The sequence below is a fragment of the Neoaquamicrobium sediminum genome (assembly GCF_040970315.1).
Classification (GTDB): domain Bacteria; phylum Pseudomonadota; class Alphaproteobacteria; order Rhizobiales; family Rhizobiaceae; genus Aerobium; species Aerobium sediminum.
This window is the reverse complement of sequence record NZ_JAZHFV010000006.1, coordinates 114926-136984: the sequence shown is the minus strand read 5'-3', so window position 1 is coordinate 136984 and position 22059 is coordinate 114926. Positions and strand designations below refer to the sequence as shown.

Sequence of the window (22059 nt, the reverse complement as noted above, 5' to 3'; positions counted from 1 at the left end):
TATCACGCCGGCACGTTCCAAATCTCCTTCGCATATTGCCTTATCGTGCGGTCGGAAGAGAACCAGCCGACGCGCGCCGTATTGCGGATCGTCATGCCGTACCAGCGCGGGCTGTCGCGCCAGAGTTCGTCAACGTGGCGCTGCGCGCCCGCATAGGCGTCGAAGTCGGCCGCGACCATGAACCAGTCATGATCGTAGAGCCCACCGATAAGATCGCGATAGCGCTCCGGATCGTCGGGCGAAAACACGCCGGACGCGATCGCTTCAAGCGCCTGCCTCAGCTCGGGCGATTTCTCTATGATCGCGCGCGGATCGTAGCCGCCGGCCCGGCGCTCGGCCACCTCGTCGGCCTTCAACCCGAAGATCACGATGTTTTCCGCGCCGACGCACTCGCTGATCTCGACATTCGCGCCGTCGAGCGTACCGATCGTCAGCGCACCGTTGAGCGCGAACTTCATGTTCCCGGTGCCGGAAGCCTCCAGCCCCGCAGTAGAAATCTGCTCGGAGAGGTCGGCCGCGGGGATCATCACCTCGGCCGTGGAAACGTTGTAGTTCGGCACGAACACCACTTTCAGCAGCCCCCGGACTGACGGGTCGCTGTTGATGACCCGCGCAACGTCGTTGGCGAGCTTTATGATCAGCTTGGCATTGTGGTAGCTCGGTGCCGCCTTGCCGCCGAAGAATTTTACGCGCGGCAGCCAGTCCTTTTCCGGATGCGAGCGGATCTGGTCGTAAAGCGCCACCGCCTCGATGATGTTGAGAAGCTGGCGCTTGTATTCGTGGATGCGCTTGATCTGGATGTCGAACAGTGCCGACGGATCGAGCCGCAGCCCCATCCTGTCACCGATCAGCGAAACCAGCCGTTCCTTGTTGGCGCGCTTCACCGCCGCGAACTGCTCCTGGAACGCCGCATCGTCGGCGAAGGCGTCCAGCTCCTTGAGCGCGTCGATGTCGTCCAGGAACCTGTCGCCGATGGCCTCGCGGATCAGGTTCGTCAAACCCGGATTGCATTGCATCAGCCAGCGGCGCGGCGTGATGCCGTTTGTCTTGTTATTGATGCGTTTGGGGTAGAGCCGATGGAGATCGGCGAACACCGTCTCCTTCATCAGCTCGGTATGCAGGGCCGAAACACCGTTGACCGAGAATGCGCCGACAAAGGCGAGATTGCCCATGCGCACGCGGCGCTCGCCATCCTCGTGGATCAGCGAGATCGCCCGCACCTGTTCGTCGGAGAACTTGCCGGTCGAGCGCACCCTCAGCAGCACCTCGGCGTTGATCGCATAGATGATCTGCATGTGGCGCGGCAAAAGCCGCTCGAACAGCGGCACCGGCCAGCTTTCCAACGCCTCCGGCAGCAGCGTGTGGTTTGTGTAGGCAAAAGTGCGGTTGGTGATGTCCCACGCCACGTCGAAATCGTGGCCGTGCACGTCCATCAGGAGCCGCATCAACTCGGCAACGGCTATCGCCGGATGCGTATCGTTGAGGTGGATCGCGGCCTTGTCCGGCAGCGATGTCAGGTCGGGATACTGGCTCAGATGGCGGCGAACGATGTCCTGCACCGAAGCCGCCGAGAAGAAATACTCCTGGCGCAGCCGCAGTTCCTGACCCGCCTGATGGCTGTCAGCAGGGTAAAGCACCCGCGTCAGCGCCTCCGCCTTGTTGCTCTCGCGCAGCGCACCGATATGGTCGCCGGCGTTGAAAGCGTCGAGCAGGATCGGATCGATTGGCATCGCCGACCATAGCCGCAGCGTGTTGACGCGCTTGGCCCGCCATCCAACCACCGGCGTATCGACGGCAACCGCGAGAAACCGCTCCGTCGGTTTCCAGACGTGACGCTCCAGCCGGCCGTCCTTGGACGTCACGGAGCTGACTGTGCCGCCGAAGCCGATCTCGTAAGCGCCCTCGCGCCGTTCGAACTCCCACGGATTGCCGTGTTCCAGCCACGTTTCCGGCAGCTCAACCTGCCAGCCATCGTGAATTTCCTGCCGGAACAGCCCATGTACGTAGCGGATGCCGTAGCCATGCGCGGGTATGTCCACGCTTGCCATCGATTCCATAAAGCAGGCAGCCAGCCGCCCGAGGCCACCATTGCCCAGTGCCGCGTCCGGCTCCAGCCCGGCGATCACGTCGATGTCGACGCCATGGATCGCCAGCGCCTCGCGCATCGCGTCCATCAGGCCGAGATTGGAGAAGGCGTCGCGCATCAGCCGGCCGATCAGGAACTCCATCGACAGGTAGTAGACCCGCTTGTCGCCCTGCTCGTAGGCGCGCCGCGTGGAATCGATCCAGCGATCGACTACGCGGTCGCGCACCACCTTGATGGAGGCGGCGAGCCAGTCGTGACGCGTGGCGACCGACGGCTCCTTGCCGACGCGGTATTTCAGGCATTCGATGATTTCCGCCGCCAGCTTGAGCACATCAACCTGTCTCGCGGCGGCATGATCGGATGCGGAAGTTCTGGTCAATGTCATAATGCCCCCGGCTTGGCGCAATCGCGAAGCGACTGCACGCGAGCGATTATCCAGACTTCCTCCCAGTTTCAAATGCTAGCGGATTGAAGAGCTGCATTCAATCGATTAAAGCAACCGCGTCCGAAGGACGAAGGGGAGGAACTCCATGATCCTGTGTTGTGGCGAAGCGCTGATCGACATGCTTCCGCGCGAGACCTCAGCGGGCGAAGCAGCATTTGCACCCTATGTCGGCGGCGCCGTGTTCAACACGGCCATCGCGCTTGGCCGCCTCGGCAGGGAAACGGCCTTCTTTTCGGGCATTTCCAGGGACCTTTTCGGCACACGCCTCAGCGAGGCCCTGGAAGCGAGCAAGGTCGATCTGCGCCATGTGCGTTTCTCCGACCGGCCGACCACGCTGGCCTTCGTGCACCTCACCGATGGCCATGCCACATACACCTTCTACGACGAGAACACGGCCGGGCGCATGCTGGAAGAAGCCGACCTGCCGGTTCTCGATGATAATGTCAGGGCGCTGCATTTCTCCTGCATCAGCCTGATACCGGAACCCTGCGGATCGACCTACGAGGCACTCATGCGCCGCGAGCATCAGCACCGCGTAATGATGCTGGATCCCAATATCCGCGCCGGTTTCATCGCCGACAAGGAGCGCCATCTGCTGCGCATGCGGCGCATGATAGCCATGGCCGACATCGTCAAGCTGTCCGACGAGGACCTCGCCTGGTTCGGCGAGACCGGCAGCCACGACGAAATCGCCGCGCGCTGGCTGCAGGCGGGGCCGAAGGTGGTCGTCATCACCCGCGGCGGCAAGGGCGCCGTCGGCTATGTCGCGGGCGAACGGATCGATGTGCCGGCGCAGCGGGTGACGGTTGCCGATACGGTTGGCGCAGGCGACACGTTCAATGCCGGCATCCTCGCCTCGCTTGACGAAGCAGGCTTGCTCGACAAGGAAAGGCTGGCGACGCTCAGCGCGGGCGAGCTGCGCGCCGCGCTCGATTTCGCCATGTCGGCGGCTGCGGTGACGGTGTCGCGGCCGGGAGCGAACCCGCCCTGGCGGCATGAACTCGCCTGATGCCAGTCGGGCATCACATCGGACGGAGGTGACGATGACGGAGGCAACAGGCAAGCCAGCGGAAACGGGCCGCTTTCCGCCCGTGATAGTCATGGGCGTCGCCGGTTGCGGCAAGACCGAGGTCGGCTCCGCGCTCGCCCGCAAGCTGGGTGCCGAATTCGTCGAGGGTGATGCCTTCCATCCGCCGGAGAACATTGCGCGCATGGCCAGCGGCATTCCGCTCGACGACGAGCACCGGGCCGGCTGGCTCGATACGATCGCCGCCGAGATCGCAGCCCGTACCGCGCGCGGCGCGACGGTGGTCGCCACCTGCTCGGCGCTCAAGCGGCGCTACAGGGACCGGTTATGCAGCCTGAACCCGAACCTTGTATTCCTGCATCTGGCGCTCGACCGGCAGGCTTCGTGGGAGCGCGTACAGGGACGCGGCGGGCACTTCATGCCGTCGAGCCTTGTGGAGAGCCAGTTCGCCGATCTCGAACCGCCATCGGCTGACGAGGCGGCTCTGCGCCTCGATGCGCTGCTGCCTGTCGACACTCTGGTCGAACAGGCGGCTGCATTCCTGAGGGGCCGGCCGGGCACATAAACACGTTGACGGCAGATCGTGCCGACCACGACGCCGAGGAGGGAGAAGACATGCCCGAAAGCCCCTACGAAATCCTCGATCCGCGCTTCGCAAAGCTGATCAACGGCACGGCCAGACTGGAGCGGCTCCATACCGGCAGCCGCTGGACCGAGGGGCCGGCATGGTTTCCGCCCGGCCGCTATCTCGTCTGGTCGGACATCCCCAACGATCGCATGCTGCGTTATGACGATGCCGACGGCCATGTCAGCGTCTTCCGCCAGCCCGCCGGCAACACCAACGGCCACGCGGTGGACAGGCAGGGCAGGCTGGTTTCATGCGAGCACAAGGCCCGCCGCATCAGCCGCACCGAGCATGACGGCAGCGTCGTCACGATTGCCGACCGCTGGCAGGGCAAGCGGCTGAACTCGCCCAATGATCTTATCGTCAAATCCGACGGCTCGATCTGGTTCACGGACCCTACCTACGGCATCGATTCCGACTATGAGGGCGACAGGGCCGACAGCGAAATCGGCGCTTCGCACGTCTACCGCATCGACCCGACAACCGGCGCGGTCGAAGCGGTCGTCACCGACATGATAAAGCCGAACGGCCTCGCTTTCTCGCCCGACGAGACGAAGCTCTACGTGGTCGATACCGGCCGCACGCATGGCGACCATCATCCGGCCCACATGCGCGTCTTCGATGTCGGCGACGGTGGGCGTCTCAGCGGCGGATCGGTCTTTGCCGATTGCACCGCGGGCCTGTTCGATGGCTTCCGGCTCGACACGGCCGGCCGCATCTGGACAAGCGCGGCCGACGGCATCCATTGCTACGATCCCGACGGAACCCTGATCGGCAAGGTTCTGGTGCCGGAAATCGTCTCAAACTGCTGTTTCGGCGGCCAAAAGCTCAATCGTCTTTTCATCACCGCCACGACGTCGCTCTACGCCGTCTATCTGAAGGTCAATGGCGCCAGAACCATCTAGGCGAACGGAACCGCCGGGGTTCCGGGCGGCAGTTTCGCCTCGTCTTCCGGCTCGACGTGGATGACGATACGCACCGACGGAATTTCCGCCTCCAGTGCCTCCTCGATCCGGTCGCAGATTGCGTGGCTCTCTCCGACAGTCATATGTGCGTCGACCACCATGTGGAACTCGATGAAGGTCGCGCGGCCGGCGATCCGCGTCTTCAGGTCGTGAACTTCCAGCGCGCCCCTAGAGTTGGCCGAGATGATGTCTCGGATCCGCACATGCTCCTCGACCGGCACGGCGCGATCCATCAGGCCGTCCAGCGATGAAGTGATGACCTTCCACCCCTGCCAGAGGATGTTGATGGCGACAAGCAGCGCCAGCAGCGGATCGAGAAAATACCATCCTGTCAGAACGGCCCCGACGAGGCCGGCAATGACGCCGACCGACGTGACCACGTCCGTCATGACGTGGTGACCGTCGGCTTCCAGCGCCGGCGACTTGTCCTTGCGCCCGACGCGGATCAGCATCAGCGCCCAGACGCAGTTGATCGCCGCCGCAACGCCGTTAACCGCGAGACCTTCCCAAGCCTGCTCAATCGGTGCCGGATTTTGCCAGCTTCGCCACACCTCGCCCATGATGAGCAGCGCGGCGACGACAATCAGCACGCCCTCAAGCACGGCCGAGAAATATTCCGCCTTGTGGTGCCCATACTGATGGTCGCGATCAGCCGGTTTGTGGCTGACGGAGATCGCCCAAAAGGCCGCGAAACCGGCGATGACGTTGACGATTGATTCCAGCGCGTCCGAGTAAAGCGCGACCGACCCGGTCATCCACCAGGCGACGAACTTCAGACCCATCACGCCGAAAGCGACGACGATGGACCATGCCGCAAGGCGTCGTATGCGCTGCTTGGCAGTCATGACCGCTCGTGACGCTCCCGAACGTGAGGGATGGCAAACGTCATGATCTCGTTCCTCACGCGGCCTTTACCTTTGCCTTGCGCGGCAGATGCGCGACCACGTTCTCGATCATCCGCATGCCGGCGTTCTGGCCGAGCGTCATGATCGATTCGGGGTGGAACTGCACGGCGGCCACAGGCTCGTGCTTGTGCTCGAACGCCATCACCACGCCGTCCTCGGTTTCCGCCGTGACGATGAACGCATCCGGCAACCGCACCGGATCGGCGAATATCGAGTGGTAGCGACCGACAGTCACTTCCTTGGGCAGGCCGGAAAAGATGACGCCGGGCCTCGAAACCCGGATGCGCGACGGCTTGCCGTGCATCGGCACATGAAGCTGGCGCAGCTCGCCACCATAGGCCTCCGCGAGCGCCTGCAAACCGAGGCAGACGCCGAAGATCGGCAGGTCTCGCTTGCGCGCCTTCTCGATCGTCGCCTTGGTGTCGAAATCCTTAGGGCTGCCGGGGCCGGGTGAAAGCACGACAAGATCAGGATTGACCCGGTCGAACACTTCTTCCGGCACCGGGGAGCGCACGGTGGAGACACTCGCGCCGGTCTGGCGGAAATAGTTCGCCAGCGTGTGCACGAACGAGTCCTCATGGTCGACCAGCAGGATCGAGACGCCCTCGCCCACCTTCGCGCCCTCGCGCTCGCTCGTTGCAGCATTGCCGGCCGAGGCCTCGCGGATCGCCGTCAGCATCGCGGAAGCTTTCAGCTCCGTCTCAGCTTCTTCCTCCGCAGGGTCGGAATCGTAAAGCAGCGTCGCGCCTGCGCGGACCTCTGCAATGCCGTCCTTGATGCGGATGGTGCGCAGCGTCAGGCCGGTGTTCATATCGCCGTTGAAATGCACCATGCCGATGGCGCCACCATACCAGGCGCGCGGGCTCTTCTCGTGGTTCTCGATGAAGCGCATCGCCCACAGTTTCGGCGCGCCGGTCACCGTCACTGCCCAAGCATGCGACAGGAATGCGTCGAACGCGTCCATGCCCTCTCGCAGTCGACCTTCGATGTGGTCGACCGTGTGGATCAGGCGCGAATACATCTCGATCTGCCGCCGCCCGATGACACGCACGGAACCCGGTTCGCAAACCCGGCTCTTGTCGTTGCGGTCGACATCGGAACACATGGTCAGCTCGCTCTCGTCCTTCTTCGAGTTCAGCAGCTTGAGGATCTGCTCGGAGTCAGAGATCGCATCGTCGCCGCGGCGGATCGTGCCGGAAATCGGGCAGGTCTCCACGCGCCGGCCGTTGACCCGCACGAACATTTCCGGCGAGGCACCAATCAGGTATTCGCCGCCACCGAGGTTGATGAAGAACGAATAGGGCGACGGATTGATCTTCTTCAGTCGTCGCGTGATCTCCGAAGGCCTGGAATCGCAGCGCTCGAAGAACATCTGCCCCGGCACCACCTCGAAGAGGTCACCGCGCCGGAAGCTTTCCTTGGCCGTTTCCACCAGCTTCGCATATTCGCCGGGCTCATGGTCGCCGCGCGGCGGGATGCGGCTGCTCGGCCGGAAAGGCTCCTGTTCGTTGTCGCGTGGCAGACCTGCGGTCGAAAACCCCACGCCGGAATAGTCGTAGCGGTCGTGCCAGGCTTTCGCCTGGTGGTGGTCAACCACAAGGATCTCGTCGGGCAGGTAAAGCACAACGTCGCGCTGGTCGCCGGGACGTTCGAGCTTCTGTTCGACATGGTCGAACTGAAAGGCGATGTCATAGCCGAATGCGCCGTAGAGACCGAGATTGCCATCCTCCGGCGATCGGAAGAGATCGACCAGCGCCCGCAGAACGGTGAACACCGTCGGTGCCTTGCTTCGCTCCTCCTCGGCAAAGACACGACCGGGCTCGGCCACCTGCAAAGTCATGAGACGCGACGAGACCTCGCCCATCGTCACGGCGGAGAGCGTCTCCACCGCGCGGCGAATTGCCGGCAGCAGCACCTCGCCGCGCGCGTTCAGCGCCTCGATACGCATCGCCCGGCCTTTGGCGCTGATGACGACCGGAGGGTCGATCATCGCCGTATCCCAGCGCGTATAGCGGCCCGGATACTCGTAATTGGAGGAGAATACGCAGCCGCGCCGTGAATCGAGCGCGTCGATATAGGTTTCGATCGCCCCCTCATAAGGTGTGTCGTGGCGTTGCCGCGTCACCGTCACGCCTCCGGCGGTGATGAACTGTTCGGCGCCGTCTTCAAGCAGTTCGACTGTCATTCCCTGTCTCCATCCGTTTCCGCCTGGCGGACCCGGGACGACTGAAAACAAAATGGCCGCCCGGAAATCCGTTGCGGCCATCACATTTCACGCGCACGCGTTCGCCCGGCCGCTTGTCAGCAGGCCCACCACCACAGGGTCTTGATCGAACGAACCGTCATGGCGAAATCCTTAGCGGCGAACGCCCGCCTGCGCAACCTGATTTCCGCGCCCTCGCACAACCCGCTGTCACCCTCGTGTCACGCGTGTCGCTTACGCGGACGGTCCGCGCCGCAGGAAAGGAACGTGCCTTGGCATACGCGACGAACGACGAATTCGGCCGAAACTTCATCTCGACCGGGAAAGACACGCCACCGCGCCACTTAGGCACCCGTTATGACGGCGCCGGCAACTTTCTCTATGAGCCGGGCAACACCTTCGTCTCGCACGTCGTCGACGGTTCGCAGAGCCAGAAAGCACTGATGGAGGTTCGCGAGCGCCTGCGCGCCCTGCCCCATGCCGACCACTTCACATTCACGCCGGTATCGAGCCTGCACAAGACGCTTTTCCAGGGCGTGATCGAAGGCCGCCGTGGACGCGAATACTGGCCGGCGGCACTGCCTGCCGACGCCGCAATTCCCGAAACGACAAGCTGGATCGACGAGCGCCTCGAAGGCTTCTCGGTCAAGGCGCCGTTCCGCATCAAGGCCGACATGGTCACGCCGCTCGGTGTCGTCGTATCAGGCCTGACCGATGCCGACGAAAAGGTCATGCGCGAGGCACGCGACAACCTTGCGGAGCGCCTTGGCTACCGCCACCCGGACCATGACGACTACACCTTCCACATCACGCTGGCCTATCAGCTCGACTGGCTGCCGCCCCAGGCGGAAGCGATCTATCTGCCGGCACTTGCCGAGATGAAGACGCTGCTCGACGCCCTTCCCGAAGGCATCGAGCTCGATGTGCCCGCCTTCTGCGTTTTCGACGATATGGAGGACTTCAGGCCGCTTCGCGAGATCGGTTGAACGCCCGCAGACCGCTGACCACCAGCCAGGTCAAGCTCGCCCAGGCCGCGCCCAGCGCCCAGCCGGCGGCAACGTCGCTCGGCCAGTGGACGCCGAGATAGACGCGGCTGAAGCCAACCATGATGGTCAGGAGCACGGCCACGCAGATGACGTAGACGCGCGCCGCAAGACTGTCGACGAGACGGACGATCAGCGTGGCAAGCGTGAGATAGACCAGCGCGCTCATCGTCGCATGGCCGCTCGGGAAGCTCGCCGTATGCGTCTGCACGAGATGATCGACGATATCGGGCCGCGGCCGGTCGTAGAGCATTTTGAGAAGCTGGCTCAGCGCCGTCCCCGAAACGATCGACAGGAAGACGAACAGCGCCGGCCCATAGCGTCCGATAACCAATAGGAACCCCAGCACCGCGGCAACCAGCACGACCAGCAGCGGATAACCGCCCAGCGCCGTGATCTCGGTGATCGTTTCAACCAGCCAGCCAGGCCCAAGCGGCCTCGCACTGTCGGTCGGGTCGCGCAGCATGAGAAGCAGCGCACTATCGATCCGCGCGATCTCATTTTCGCTCACCTCGTCGGCGATTGCGAGGAAAATATAGACGCCGCTTGCCACCACCGCGACAAGCAGCACCGGCACGGTCGCGAAACGCATTTCGCGCATGCCGCGCACGAGTTGGAAAAGTCTGTTCATGCGCCCACCATCGCAGCCGCCGCCCTGGCGCGGCCGATATCGTTCGGGAAATCCATGGCCAGGGCCGCGCGCTCCAGCGCCTGCTCGGACTGGCGCCGCGCATTCTCGACGAAGCGCGGATCTCCCGTTCGGGCAAGTGCTGCAAGCGCCTTCTGCAACCTGACCTGCACCTCCACGACACCGGCGCCATCCCGCGCAATCGGCACGAAGATGTCGTCGAACAGTTCGGCGATGTCCAGGTCCGGCACCCAGACCTCGGGAAACCGCGGCTCAATCTCTTCGTCTTCACTCGCCCATATGGCCAGCACGCGCACCGCTCGACCGATGACGTCGATCGCCGTACCCGGATCGTTGATGCCCGGCGATAGTGCACGCGACGCGATCTCCGCCAGAACGCAAAGGCCGAAGCGCGGGTCCTGGTCGAAGCTGCGCTCGTCGGCGATGGTCACGGCATCGAGGATCGCGTCGAAATCGGTGGCCGTATCGAAACCGCTGCACCAGGCAATCGGCCGGCCGGGGTCGATGAAAGTACCCGGCAGGCTTGCGAGATACACCCGCCCGCCCACCGTCTTGGCGGCCCTGGAGATGGCCGCCGTGTCCACATGCTGGATATAGCCGATGCGATCGCTGTAGACCGGATGCGCGCCGTCATCGACGACGTCGCGGCCGGGCTCCAGCCGCCTGCCGCCGAGATAGGGCGTACTACGCCGCGCGCGCATGGCCTTTGCCGTCGCCTCTTCCACCACATCCGTGGTCTCGCCCACACGGCCGAGCCGCAGAAGGTAGTCGATCCAGCGCAACAAGGTGATGACGATCAGCATCACGACGGCCAGCGTCATGAAGAACAGCACCACCCGGCCGCGCTCGCCATAGGCGCCCATCGACAGGGTGATGATCGCGACGAGGCTGTAGAGGAACGAGCCGACGAATGCGGCCAGCACATTCTGCGTCGTCTTGTCCTCGATCAGCAGCTTGGTCGCGCGGGGCGTGACATTGCTGGTGGCGGCCGAATATGCGGCAACCATGGTCGACAACGAGAATGTGGTCACGGCCAGCATACTCGAGGCAATGATCTCGAGGATGCGGTCGACCGAGTTTGCGCCGAGCTTGTCGGCAAGCCCGGTTGGAATGAAAGGCGAGATCAGCAGTGAGACGAGGGCCGCGAAGATGGCCAGCAGCGAGATCACCGAGGCGCGAAACCACAGGCGCCTTGTCAGCAGGCTGAACAGCCATTTCCACTTCGATACCATGGGTCCGCCTCTCCGGATGGAAGCCAGATATGGCGGCTCGGCAGGCCCATGGCAAGCCGCCACGCCGGGGCTGCGGCAAGGCGGCTCAGCTTGGCGCGGCCAGCGGCCGCGCGCGGGTGCGGATCAGAAGAGCCCTTCGATCTGCCCCTTCTCGTTGAGGAAGATACGCTCCGACGATGGCGACTTCGGCAGGCCGGGCATCGTCATGATCTCGCCGCAGATGGCGACGACGAAGCCCGCGCCGGCGGAAAGCCGCACCTCGCGCACCGGTACGACATGATCTGTCGGTGCGCCGCGCAGGTTGGGATCGGTGGAGAACGAATATTGCGTCTTCGCCATGCAGACCGGCAGGTTGCCATAGCCCTGCGCTTCCCACTGATGGAGCTGGTCGCGCACCGACTTGTCGGCGATGGCCGCCGAGCCGCGATAGATGCGCTTGACGATGGTGTCGATCTTGTCGAACAGCTTCATGTCGTCCGGATAGAGCGGCGCGAACTGCGAAGTGCCGCTTTCGGCGAGTTGCACCACCTTGTGCGCGAGCTCTTCGATACCGGCGGAGCCCTGCGCCCAGTGCCGGCACAGGATCGCCTCCTCGCCCATCGAGGCGACGAAATCCTTCACTGCCTGGATTTCGGCTTCCGTATCGGAGTGGAAATGGTTGATCGCAACGACGGCCGGCACGCCGAACTGCTTCACGTTTTCGATGTGGCGGCCGAGATTGGCGCAACCCTTCTTCACGGCGTCGACATTCTCGGCGCCGAGATCGTCCTTCTTGACGCCGCCGTTCATCTTGAGCGCGCGCACCGTCGCCACGATCACCGCGGCCGCCGGCTTCAGGCCGGCCTTGCGGCATTTGATGTCGAAGAACTTTTCGGCGCCAAGGTCGGCGCCGAAGCCGGCCTCCGTCACCACATAGTCGGCGATCTTGAGCGCCGTGGTCGTCGCGACCACCGAGTTGCAGCCATGCGCGATGTTGGCGAACGGTCCACCATGCACGAAGGCCGGATTGTTCTCGAGTGTCTGTACCAGGTTGGGCTGCACGGCATCCTTCAGCAGCACGGCCATGGCGCCGTCGGCCTTCAGGTCGCGCGCGAAGACCGGGCTCTTGTCGCGACGATAGGCAACGATGATGTCGCCGATGCGCTTCTGGAGGTCCGCCAGGTCCGTGGCCAGACACAGGATCGCCATGACCTCCGAGGCGACCGTGATGTCGAAACCGGCCTCGCGCGGAAAACCGTTGGCGACTCCGCCCAGCGAGCAGATCATCTGCCGCAGCGCACGGTCGTTCATGTCCATGACGCGCCGCCAGGCGACCCGGCGCACATCGATGCCCTGTTCGTTGCCCCAGTAGATGTGGTTGTCGATCAGCGCCGAAAGCAGGTTATGCGCGGTGGTGATCGCATGAAAGTCGCCGGTGAAGTGGAGGTTCATGTCCTCCATCGGTATCACCTGGGCATATCCACCGCCGGCAGCACCCCCCTTCATGCCGAAATTCGGTCCGAGCGACGCCTCGCGGATGCAGACCATCGCCTTCTTGCCGATGCGGTTCAGCCCATCGCCGAGACCCACGGTGGTGGTGGTCTTGCCCTCACCCGCCGGCGTCGGATTGATCGCCGTGACCAGGATCAGCTTGCCGTCCTTGTTGCCCTGAACCTGCTTGATGTATTCGGCGGAGACCTTTGCCTTGTCGTGGCCGTAAGGCAGCAGATGCTCGGCTGGAATGCCCAGCCCCGCGCCCACGTCCATGATCGGCTTCTTCTTGGCTGCGCGTGCGATCTCGATGTCGGACTTGAACTCGGCCATGCGATCTCCCCCTGGGACGGCTCGTTTGCGACGCGGCACACACGCCGCTGTTGGGCGCATAGAAGCCCGAGCGGGTCAATTCGCGCCGTCTCAAAACAGCCGCGCAATGCGCGAAATGCGACAGGGTCTGGATAGGGCAGTATAGGGATTAGGGTAATGCGGCGGTAGGGATTATCGAGCGACACGCAGCGCGTCCGTGGCCCGAACGAGTTCCTTCCGCTGTTTCACCTCCTGCCTTACAGCTCCATGCCCCTATCGCCTCAATCCGCTAGCGATCCAGCACCTGCCGCACCTCGACCAGATTGGACCGTACCCGCAGGACGTAGAAGCCCATGGTCGCCAGGTGCGTCGGCATGATCCAGCCCGCCTCGTTGCCGTTGGAGATGATGAACGGCCGGATGTTCAGCGCGGCGCGGAGCTGCTGCTCCGTCTGTTGCCACAGGGGGCCGATGGCACGCTGGCGAATAACGTCCTCGAAATCGGCACCGGCTGCATGCAGGATGCCGTAGTAGCCGTAGAGCTGGCCGTAGGCGAACCAGAACCGGTCGTCCGCGCGCGTATCGAACCAGCCGTAATTGTAGGCCTCGGACCGCTCGCGCAGGATCGCCGAGGTCGAGCCAATGTCGTTGGCGATGCGGTCGATGAATTGGATCAGATTGTCGGCGCGGGCGTCGAAGACTGCATTGCAGGCTTCGAGCCGGTCGTTGAACGTGTTCAGGTCACGGATTGCCGAGCGATAGAAGCTGGGCGTCGGCGTCTTGGGACCGAACGGGTTGAGCCCGAAATACCACGTATATTCGTCGAACTGCAGATTACCGCGTGCGTCCTGCAGGTTCTGGTCGATCTGCGATGTACCGCGGATACGGCCAAGCGTGTCAACCAGCTCGATCGAGGTGCGGCGGATCGCCTGATTCACCCCGCGCTGGAAAGACGCCTTGTTGTCGAGCCACGGGGTATGATCCCAGTCGATGCCGAACAGCCCAAGTTTGTAGAGGATCATCGACGAGATCCACGCATTCTCGTTGACGTTGAAGTCCACGAGGTCGGCCGTGACATCTGCAACGGCAGAGCGACCGCAGGTGCGCGTCGTGTCACCGCCATCTGCCGCCGAAACCTGCTCGCCAGCCGAGAGGTTGCGGCTGGCAAGGTTGTAGGCCTGAACGTAGTCGGGATCGAAGCCCGTCCAGCGCTGCGTATTCCAGATGAAATAGCCGTAAAGGCCAATCAGCACGAGAAGGCCGATGCCGATGGGGCCCTTGATGAGCCAGCCGCGCCGCGCATACCAGCGGCTGGCGGCGACAAAGGGCCAGCAGATCCATGCGATCACCAGGCCGATGCCACGGCCGATCGCCTGAAAGACGCGAGTGAAGAAATTGACGATCGGATCGAACATGGTTCCCCCTCAGTCGTGGAGCCCGTAAAGCCGCGCGCGGAAACCCGCCTTGTCTTTCAGATACGTATCTTTCAGCGTCTCGACAACATGGCGCCGCCAGACCTCGTCGAAACCTTCGTAGTCACGATAGAAGCCCTGCTTGTTGAACACGTAGCGCGACACGAAGTCGAACGGCACGAAATCCGATATCAGCCGGCTCGTGAGCCATGCGTCGGGATGGTCGGGCTTCGCTCTGATGACCAGGAAACGGCGTTCGGGCCGCACGTCGGCGATCTTCATCTGGCCGAGCTGAGCGAGCTCCCGCTTCGCCGCGTTGAGGAAGGGGAAAGTACCCTCGCGGTTGATGAGATCGGCATGGCCGTGAATCCAGCTCTGCAGCCAAACGCGGTCGACGCTCGACAATTCGCGCTTGGGATCTGACTGATGAATCAGCGTGCGCACGATCATCTCGGCGCGATGTTCGAGATAGTTCGACTCGTCGATCCACGAAGCCCGTGGCAGCTCGATCCGTCCCGTGGAAACAAGGAAGTCGAATATGCGCTCGGTGTCGTGCAGGGAAAGGTAGCTTACCTGCCACGGTCGCGAGCGCCGGAAGCCCGGCGCGGCAGGATCGCTGATGACCGTCGTCATACCCGGATCGACGAACACGTAGAGCCCGCCGAAATGGCTGGTCCAGTAGGCGTTGTGGCGGAAAATCACCTGGTCCGGCACCAGGGCGTTCTGGCGGATGTCGCCCGTCACCTTGGCGAGATCGACCATGTGTTCCAGCATCGTCGTGTCGCGCCACGCCTCCGGCTCCTGCTTGAGCCTGTCGACCAGTGTCGCGAGCTCCGTCGCCTTGCCGGTCACATCCTCAGCCGAGAGCACGCGGAATTCCACCTGGTTGATCGACAGCAGGTCCTCGATGTCCTCGACCTTGGCGACCGAATCCTCGATCTCGCCGTAGATCACGTCCTTGATCGTCAGCGCGTTGATGACGCGGGCATTGGCGGTCAGGAACTCGTAGAGGAGCTGCGAGGTGTTTGAGAATGCCGTGTGCACCACCGGCAGGTCGGCCTGCTGCGGGGTCAGGATGATGAAGCGCCGGTTGATCTGGTTCGGATCGAGATAGTTGATGTCGCCGAGGTCCTCGGCCACCTGCGGCGAGAAACCCGTGCGGTCGATCTCGATCCGCTCGCGCTCCGTCGGCTTCAGCCCGAAAGCCTTCAGCGCCTTGTTGTAGCGCTCGATCAGATGCGGCTCCTCGATGGCAAGCAGCCTGCCATAGATCAGCTCGTTGTCGCGCAGAAGGTCCATTATCCCTTCTCCCCGTTCACGGAGATCAGGAACCACTCACGCATTCCAAAGGCCCTTCTTCTGCAATTCGGCCATCTCCCGCGCAGCCCGCTCGCGCAGGCGCGCGTCGCGCAGAAGCGTCTCCACCGCCGCGTCGTCTGACTTGTCGGCGTAGCGGAATTCGGAATCGGCGTAGCGATTGATCTCCTGCATCACCATGTCCATCGTGAACGGACGCCGTAGGTCCTCCACCATGGCCTTCTTCTCGTCGTAGCCTTTGCCCATGAAGGTCTCGGGCTTTTCGAACCATTCATCGGGCAGCTCGATGTCCATGGCGCGCATCTTGATCGCGTCGGTGACGTTCTTGATCGCCCGGCCGGTGAAGCGCGGCTCTGCCTCCTTGATCCGGTGGAGATAATCGCCGACGTCGGCGAGCGTCGTCGGCTCCCCGCGCTCGTCCATGAAGCGGTCGTAGACCTTTTGCAGCCCCGCCTCCTGCGGCTTGGAATGCGCGTCATAGGCCGTCTGAACGGCGCGCTTGATCTCCTGCGCTGCATAAAGCGTGTGGTCGCCCAGCGGTATCTTATGGTTCTTGCCGGCCAGGAGCGCGAAGATGTCGATATAGTCGTCGCGGGTCTGCGGCCCGTCGACCAGCCAGCGCGCGCCGGCGCGTTGGCGCAGCGCGTCGTCGACGTTCTCCGGATAGTTCGAGAACATGCCGAAGGAGCAGTTGCCGCGCACGACGGTCCCGGCGCCGGCGAAGGCGTCCATCAGCACGCCGGTGATTTCGTGCTGGCCGGCCGAGGCGCGGTCGTCCGAGCGCTTGGCCGCCACCTGATCGATGTCGTCGATGGTTCCGAACGCGATGGCGCGCGGGTTGAGCACGTTGTTGACGAATTGCCGGCAGTTCTGCCCCGACTTGCCTTGGTATGACGAGATCTGGTCGACGCCGAAATTCTCGTAGTGGAAGGGCACGCCCGCCACCTGGGCGTAGTCGTTGACGAGGCCGGCGATCATCTGGATCAGCGTCGTCTTGCCGGTGCCCGGTGCGCCGTCGCCGATGAAGGTGAAGATGAAGCCGCCCAGTTCCACGAACGGGTTGAGCTGCCGGTCGAGATCGTAGGCCATCAGCATCTTGGCGAGCTTGACCGACTGGTACTTGGCGACGTGGTTGCCGACCACTTCGTCCGGCTTCTTGAAGGTCATCACCAGCGCCTTGGCCGTGCGGCCGGGCGCGACGTCGAAACCGTCGATGGTGAAGTCGTCCTTCTCGATGCGGATATGCGCGTCGTCGAACGCACCCAGCGCATCGAAGCGGCTGCGCCGCGACAGCAGCCCCTCGATCGCAACAGTCGCATAGGCGCGCGTGCGCGCCGGCAGGTCGTGATCGTCCTTGGCGCCGGCAAGCGCGCCGTCGAGCCCGGCGATCAGCGCCTTCATTGCGTCCTGCTGCGTGTCGAACGCATAATCTGGCTCCGCCACGTCGCTGGGCGCCTCGGCGTCGCTCTCGACGGTCTGCAGCAGATAGGAGGCAAAGGTGAAGGCCGCGACATAGGCTGCCGCCGAAAGCAGCCGCTTGTAGTGGGAAACGTCCTCGCCCTCGAGCGGCGAGCGTGCGTTCTTCGCCTGCAAATCCTCAAGTGCCGTCGATTTCGCGAACACGTCGGCCACCGCCATCGCGATCGCCAGTCCACGGCGTGCGCGATAGAGCAGCGTGTGCTGCGGGATCGACATGAGCTGGTCGTCGGGCCGCACCGCCTGCACGGTCTTTGCCAGCTCCACCTCGCGAGTGCGCCGCACCGAGCCGGTCGAAACCGTCGACACGAAACGTCGCCCGGTGCCTGCCAACTCCGTCTGCGAGCGACCGGACGAATCCTCCAGCACCACAATGCGCGTGATGAAACTCTGCGCCAGGGCGCGGTGGTTCTCGATGTCGGCTTCGGATATGGCGGTGAGGCCGGTGTCCATGGTCAGGCTCCCCTAAACATCGCTGATCACCTGCCCGTTGGAGATGATGTGAACCTGATAGCCGCCGAAGATCTTCTGCGCCTCGCCGGCGGCGTAGAGCGCCTGATAGGCCTCGTGCGGGATCAGCGCGTGGCGCTCGTAGCTCGAAACGCCCTGCCGGGTCGCCTCGAGGTCGTCGGTGTTGATGTGGAATTCCTCGCGCGCCGGCTGGCTGGAAAACAGCCCCTTGCGTGCCGGCTGCTCGGACTTGGAGAAGACCTCCTGCACCGTCCAGGTCAAAAGCCACGCATTCTGTTCGCGGCGTACCTTCGACAGCACCTCGGCGACGGTGGAATTGTGCTCGGTGATGCCGGCGGAATAGAAGGGCCCCAGCACGACGCGGCGCAGCTGCTTGGGATGCAGCGCGTCGAAATCCTTGTCAAGATTGCCGGCTATGGTGGCCGGCGACAGGGAATAGGCCGAGTTCTTTTCCGCGAAATCGTCGAAGCGATGCGCGAGTTCCGGGTTGAGCAGCCCCTCGACCGGCAGCGGAATCTTGACGTTCTCGTCGAGCTTGCCGTCCCGGGAAACCAGTTCGCGGACAACGTTGTCGGAGGAATCCTCTACTGTCGCCATATAGACCAGTGGCAGGTTGGCTGTGCCGTCGAACGCACCCCAATGAACGACGTAGATCGGCCGTCGCGTCTTGGGGTTCACGGACACCTTCACTGTCCGGGGCAGGACGAAGGGCGCGAAGATCAGCCCCTCGGAGACCTCCTCCAGATAAAGCCGCTCAGCCATCGATTTGCGCAACGCGTGCGGCATCGCACGTTGCCGCAGGATGAAGTCGGCCATCTCGGCACGCAACACCTCGGGTTCCGGAATGCCCGCCAGCCGCTTCTCGGCACTGCGCCGGTCGTTCTCAAGTTCCAGCACGTTCTGGAAAACGGGATAGCCGCTTTCGGCGCGCGAGATGCGGAACGAATCCATGAAGCCGAGCCGGTTCTTCCAGCAGGCGAAGGAATTTTCCAGCCGCACAAGATATTCGGCCATCACCTTGGCGACGAGGTCGTGCCGGTAAAGCGGCGAGCGCTCGTCACGCAGGAACACGTCCAGCCCGCTGAGTGCCGCGGAAATGGTGTCGAAATAGCGCACTGCGGCGTCGGTGGTCGTCATGCCCATCCTTTTGCGGGATGGCGTTCCTTCGCGCCTCCCTCTGTCCTGCCGGACATCTCCCCCACGAGGGGGGAGATCGGCTTTCGTATATGACTTCGCCAATCGCCAGCGTTGGAGGGTGAGCGGTTGTATCGCGGCCGGCTGATCTCCCCCCTCGTGGGGGAGATGTCCGGCAGGACAGAGGGGGGCAACATAGGGCTCAAAGCTCGCAGAAGTTGCGCTACTGCTTCACGTAGTCGGCCGAGTTGTGCTTCTTGAGCACCTCGTCGAAGCGCCGGGCAAACGCATCGTCGGCGAGCTTCTTGCGGCGCTGGATGTCGGCTGTGGTGACCATGTTCTTCTCGTGCAATTCGAGCAGATCGCCGATGTGACGCTGTGCGGCGGCGCCGATGCCCGCCATCGTCTCCTCGGCAGTGTTGTCGACCTGGCTGCCGAGCGTATTGATGCGGTGCGCAACTTCCTGCTGCGCCGCGGTCTTCAGCGAATCCTCCAGCGCCTTGTAGAGAACGATGCGCTGCTCGGTGTCGATGGTCAGCTTGTTGATGAGCGTATTCTGCGCCGCGATCTGATTGTTGAGCGAATCCACGAAGGTCTGGAACATCGAGGTGTAGCGTTCGAGCGTCTGGCTTTCGGCCAGCAGTTCCTGCTCCTTGGCCTGCGCCTGATTGTATTCGGTGGCCAGCTTCGAGCGTTCGGCTTCCAGCTCGGTACGTTCCGTCTGGCTGGTCGAGGCCGCGATCCGGTTCTCGACGTCGAGCAGCGCCGGGTTGAGTTCCTCGATGCGCTTCTGGGTTGCCGTCAGGTTGTCGATCGTCGCCTTGCGGCGCTCGATCACCTCGCCGAGGCTCTTTTCGGAGGTCGCGTAGCGCTGGTCTAGAATGTTCTTCTGCTCGGTCAGGATGCCGACGATTGTGTCGGACTTCGCCAGCAGCTCCTGCAGGTTGCCCGCCAGCGACATGTTGCGTACGCGCTCGGTGCGCATGCGCTGCTTGCGCTGGTTGGAGAAGATGCCGATGAAGCTCTCCCAGCCCGTATAGCTCTTCATGCTCTCGAACTCGGCGCCGAAGACGTTGGTGGCATCCTCCAGCCCGATGATGAGGTCGGCGATGTTGCCTTCCATCACCTTCTGCTGGTTGAGCACGTCCTGGATGCGGGCGTTCTCGATGTCGAAGTCGCTGGCGCCGATCTTCTGGTCGGTCTGCGCAAACTTCTCCAGCACAACACCGGACTGCTCGATCTTCGAGCGCATGTCCTCGACCACCCGTTTCGTCTTGGCAATCTCGGCGTCGAAATTCTGCAATGTCGCCATGCGCTCCGCTCCAGCTAATCGATAACTTTGTAAAAATGACTTCGCGGAATATATGTGGGCGCCATTGCGATTGAAAGACAAAGTGCTGCCGGAAATCACGCTGCGGCAGACAGGCGCCCTGCCTCGCTTTCACTCGCCGGCGAACCCGATCAGGTCTTCCGGTGGCATACGCCCCATTTCTTCTTCCCAGTGCCGGCGGCACAGGGAGACGTAGACATCCTTGCCAATCGCCACCTGCGCGCCCTGCTTGGCCACCTTGCCGTCGGCGCCCAGCCGCACCACCATCGTTGCCTTGCGTCCGCAACGGCAGATCGTGCGCACCTCGCGCAGCTCGTCGGCAATCGCCAACAGCGCCCGCGAGCCGGAAAACAACTTGCCCTGGAAATCGGTCCGCAGCCCGTAGCACATGACGGGAATGCCCAGCCGGTCCGCCACCCGTGCAAGCTGCCAGACCTGTTCCTCCTCCAGGAACTGCGCCTCGTCGACGAAAACGCAGTGCGTCGTCGTGTGATCGTGGTGCTCGCGAATGCGCTCGTAGAGGTCGTCGCCGTCGCGGAACATCTCTGCATCCGCTTCGAGGCCGATGCGCGAGGAAATGTAGCCGGCAGCGTCGTCGCGGCGGTAGTGGCCGGCCACGAAAAGCATCGTCGTCATGCCGCGTTCGCGGTAGTTGTACGAAGCCTGCAGCAGCATGGTCGTCTTGCCGGCATTCATCGTCGCGTAGTGGAAATAAAGCTTCGCCATCGGCCTATTAACCCCAACACGGCAGATGTTGGGAGGTAGGGCTTTGCACCTTCCACCATTTTTGCGCATACCCCGGAAACGACGCGGGCTTGTCGCGCTCAGGCAACCCCGCGACGCGCACCGTTGCGCCGCCAACCTTGAAACCGGCAACAAATGATGTTTGGCTCATGACAATCATCTAAAGCATGGCGAACCGCCAGGCCATCCAACATTGGGAGACGTTTTCATGTCGCATCGCAGGACTATTCTTATTTCTCTGGCCTTTTCGGCCGCACTGAGCACAGGCAGCGCTTTTGCCGCCGATCCGGAAAGCTGCGAGACCGTCACCTTCTCCGACGTAGGCTGGACCGACATCACCGCCACCACAGCCACCGCCTCGGTCGTCCTCGACGCACTCGGTTACGACGCCGAAACGCAGGTCCTGTCGGTACCGGTCACCTACGCTTCGCTCAAGAACAAGGACATCGACGTCTTCCTCGGCAACTGGATGCCGACCATGGAAGCCGACATCGCGCCCTATCGCGAGGACGGCTCGGTCGAAACGATCGTCACCAACCTCGAAGGCGCGAAATACACGCTGGCCGTACCGAAATACGCCTACGATGCCGGCCTCAAATCGTTCGCCGACATCGCCAAGTTCAAGGACGAGCTCGGCGGCAAGATCTACGGCATCGAGCCCGGCAATGACGGCAACCGCCTGATAATCGACATGATCGAGGCCGGCCAGTTCGGTCTCGACGGCTTCGAGGTTGTCGAAAGCTCGGAAGCCGGCATGCTGAGCCAGGTGCAGCGCTCGGTGAACGCCAAGGAGCCCGTCGTCTTCCTCGGCTGGGAGCCGCATCCCATGAACGCCAATATCGAGATGGCCTATCTCGAAGGCGGCGATGACGTGTTCGGCCCCAACTATGGCGGCGCGACGGTTCACACCAATGTGCGGCAGGGCTTCACCGAAGAGTGCCCGAACCTCGGCAAGCTTCTGACCAACATGGTCTTTTCGCTCCAGATGGAAAACGAGATCATGGGCGCGATCCTCAATGACGGCGAAGATGCCGAGGACGCTGCCGAAGACTGGCTCAAGGCCAATCCGCAGGTGCTCGATGCATGGCTCGCCGGCGTCACCACGCTCGGTGGCGAAGATGGCCTTGCCGCTGTGAAGGCCGATCTCGGCCTCTAGCAGCTAGCAGATAGAAAGCGAGGCGGCGCGCGGAGGGCGCGGGCCGCCCCGGCCATTT

At 63.1% G+C, this 22059-nt stretch carries 17 protein-coding genes; 5 read left to right on the top strand and 12 right to left on the bottom strand.

Translation table 11 applies throughout. The annotated features are described in order from the left end of the window. Positions 1-2: 2 nt before the first annotated feature. Positions 3-2471, bottom strand: a complete 2469-nt coding sequence (locus V1479_RS17400; RefSeq protein ID WP_368804059.1) for a glycogen/starch/alpha-glucan phosphorylase — start codon at positions 2469-2471, stop codon at positions 3-5. Between the two features lie 145 nt (positions 2472-2616). On the opposite strand from V1479_RS17400, the gene V1479_RS17395 reads away from it, so the two are divergent. Genes V1479_RS17395 through V1479_RS17385 form a run of 3 tightly spaced genes read left to right on the top strand, consistent with a single transcriptional unit; the run spans position 2617 to position 5088 of the window. After that, a complete protein-coding gene (locus tag V1479_RS17395; protein ID WP_368804058.1) occupies positions 2617-3540 on the top strand; it encodes a carbohydrate kinase family protein in 924 nt (307 codons plus the stop codon). A 34-nt stretch (positions 3541-3574) separates the two neighbouring features. Next, positions 3575-4123, top strand: a complete 549-nt coding sequence (locus tag V1479_RS17390) for a gluconokinase (protein ID WP_368804057.1) — start codon at positions 3575-3577, stop codon at positions 4121-4123. Between the two features lie 50 nt (positions 4124-4173). Further along, on the top strand, positions 4174-5088 hold the full coding sequence (locus V1479_RS17385) for an SMP-30/gluconolactonase/LRE family protein (RefSeq protein WP_368804056.1): 915 nt from the start codon (positions 4174-4176) through the stop codon (positions 5086-5088). On the opposite strand, the gene V1479_RS17380 is transcribed toward V1479_RS17385, so the two are convergent. Together V1479_RS17380 and V1479_RS17375 are read right to left on the bottom strand one after the other, a co-directional pair. Beyond that, positions 5085-5993 (bottom strand): cation diffusion facilitator family transporter, encoded by a 909-nt coding sequence (locus tag V1479_RS17380; protein ID WP_368804055.1) that lies wholly within the window; start codon positions 5991-5993, stop codon positions 5085-5087. The genes V1479_RS17385 and V1479_RS17380 overlap by 4 nt on opposite strands. A gap of 55 nt (positions 5994-6048) precedes the next feature. Beyond that, positions 6049-8238 carry an anthranilate synthase gene (locus V1479_RS17375; protein WP_368804054.1) on the bottom strand — a complete coding sequence of 730 codons (2190 nt, stop codon included), beginning with the start codon at positions 8236-8238 and terminating at the stop codon, positions 6049-6051. A 290-nt stretch (positions 8239-8528) separates the two neighbouring features. Here V1479_RS17375 and V1479_RS17370 point away from each other — a divergent pair, with 290 nt between their 5' ends. Further along, on the top strand, positions 8529-9242 hold the full coding sequence (locus V1479_RS17370; RefSeq protein ID WP_368804053.1) for a DUF1868 domain-containing protein: 714 nt from the start codon (positions 8529-8531) through the stop codon (positions 9240-9242). On the opposite strand, the gene V1479_RS17365 is transcribed toward V1479_RS17370, so the two are convergent. The 9 genes from V1479_RS17365 to V1479_RS17325 form a co-directional block, all read right to left on the bottom strand. After that, positions 9217-9930 carry a phosphatase PAP2 family protein gene (locus V1479_RS17365; RefSeq protein ID WP_368804052.1) on the bottom strand — a complete coding sequence of 238 codons (714 nt, stop codon included), beginning with the start codon at positions 9928-9930 and terminating at the stop codon, positions 9217-9219. The genes V1479_RS17370 and V1479_RS17365 overlap by 26 nt on opposite strands. Beyond that, positions 9927-11180, bottom strand: coding sequence for a DUF2254 domain-containing protein (locus V1479_RS17360; protein WP_368804051.1), 1254 nt, complete (start codon positions 11178-11180; stop codon positions 9927-9929). The genes V1479_RS17365 and V1479_RS17360 overlap by 4 nt, the downstream gene beginning before the upstream one ends. A 123-nt stretch (positions 11181-11303) precedes the next feature. Beyond that, the gene (locus tag V1479_RS17355) at positions 11304-12983 is read right to left on the bottom strand and encodes a formate--tetrahydrofolate ligase (RefSeq protein WP_368804050.1); all 1680 of its coding nucleotides are present in this window, start codon (positions 12981-12983) and stop codon (positions 11304-11306) included. Positions 12984-13251: 268 nt separating this feature from the next. After that, positions 13252-14376, bottom strand: a complete 1125-nt coding sequence (locus V1479_RS17350) for a DUF2333 family protein (protein ID WP_368804048.1) — start codon at positions 14374-14376, stop codon at positions 13252-13254. Positions 14377-14385: 9 nt separating this feature from the next. Further along, positions 14386-15672: a DUF6638 family protein gene (locus tag V1479_RS17345; RefSeq protein ID WP_368804047.1), complete on the bottom strand. Its 1287-nt coding sequence runs from the start codon at positions 15670-15672 to the stop codon at positions 14386-14388. 36 nt (positions 15673-15708) lie between these two features. Beyond that, positions 15709-17619 carry an AAA family ATPase gene (locus V1479_RS17340; protein WP_368804046.1) on the bottom strand — a complete coding sequence of 637 codons (1911 nt, stop codon included), beginning with the start codon at positions 17617-17619 and terminating at the stop codon, positions 15709-15711. A gap of 12 nt (positions 17620-17631) precedes the next feature. Continuing rightward, complete coding sequence (locus V1479_RS17335; RefSeq protein WP_368804045.1) at positions 17632-18774, bottom strand: hypothetical protein; 1143 nt, start codon at positions 18772-18774, stop codon at positions 17632-17634. A gap of 220 nt (positions 18775-18994) precedes the next feature. Beyond that, positions 18995-20083 (bottom strand): hypothetical protein, encoded by a 1089-nt coding sequence (locus tag V1479_RS17330; protein WP_368804044.1) that lies wholly within the window; start codon positions 20081-20083, stop codon positions 18995-18997. A gap of 129 nt (positions 20084-20212) precedes the next feature. Then, positions 20213-20827, bottom strand: a complete 615-nt coding sequence (locus tag V1479_RS17325) for a thymidine kinase (protein ID WP_368804043.1) — start codon at positions 20825-20827, stop codon at positions 20213-20215. 226 nt (positions 20828-21053) lie between these two features. Between V1479_RS17325 and V1479_RS17320 the strand changes: the two genes are divergently transcribed. Continuing rightward, positions 21054-22001, top strand: coding sequence for a choline ABC transporter substrate-binding protein (locus V1479_RS17320; RefSeq protein ID WP_368804042.1), 948 nt, complete (start codon positions 21054-21056; stop codon positions 21999-22001). The last annotated feature ends 58 nt before the right edge of the window (positions 22002-22059 follow it).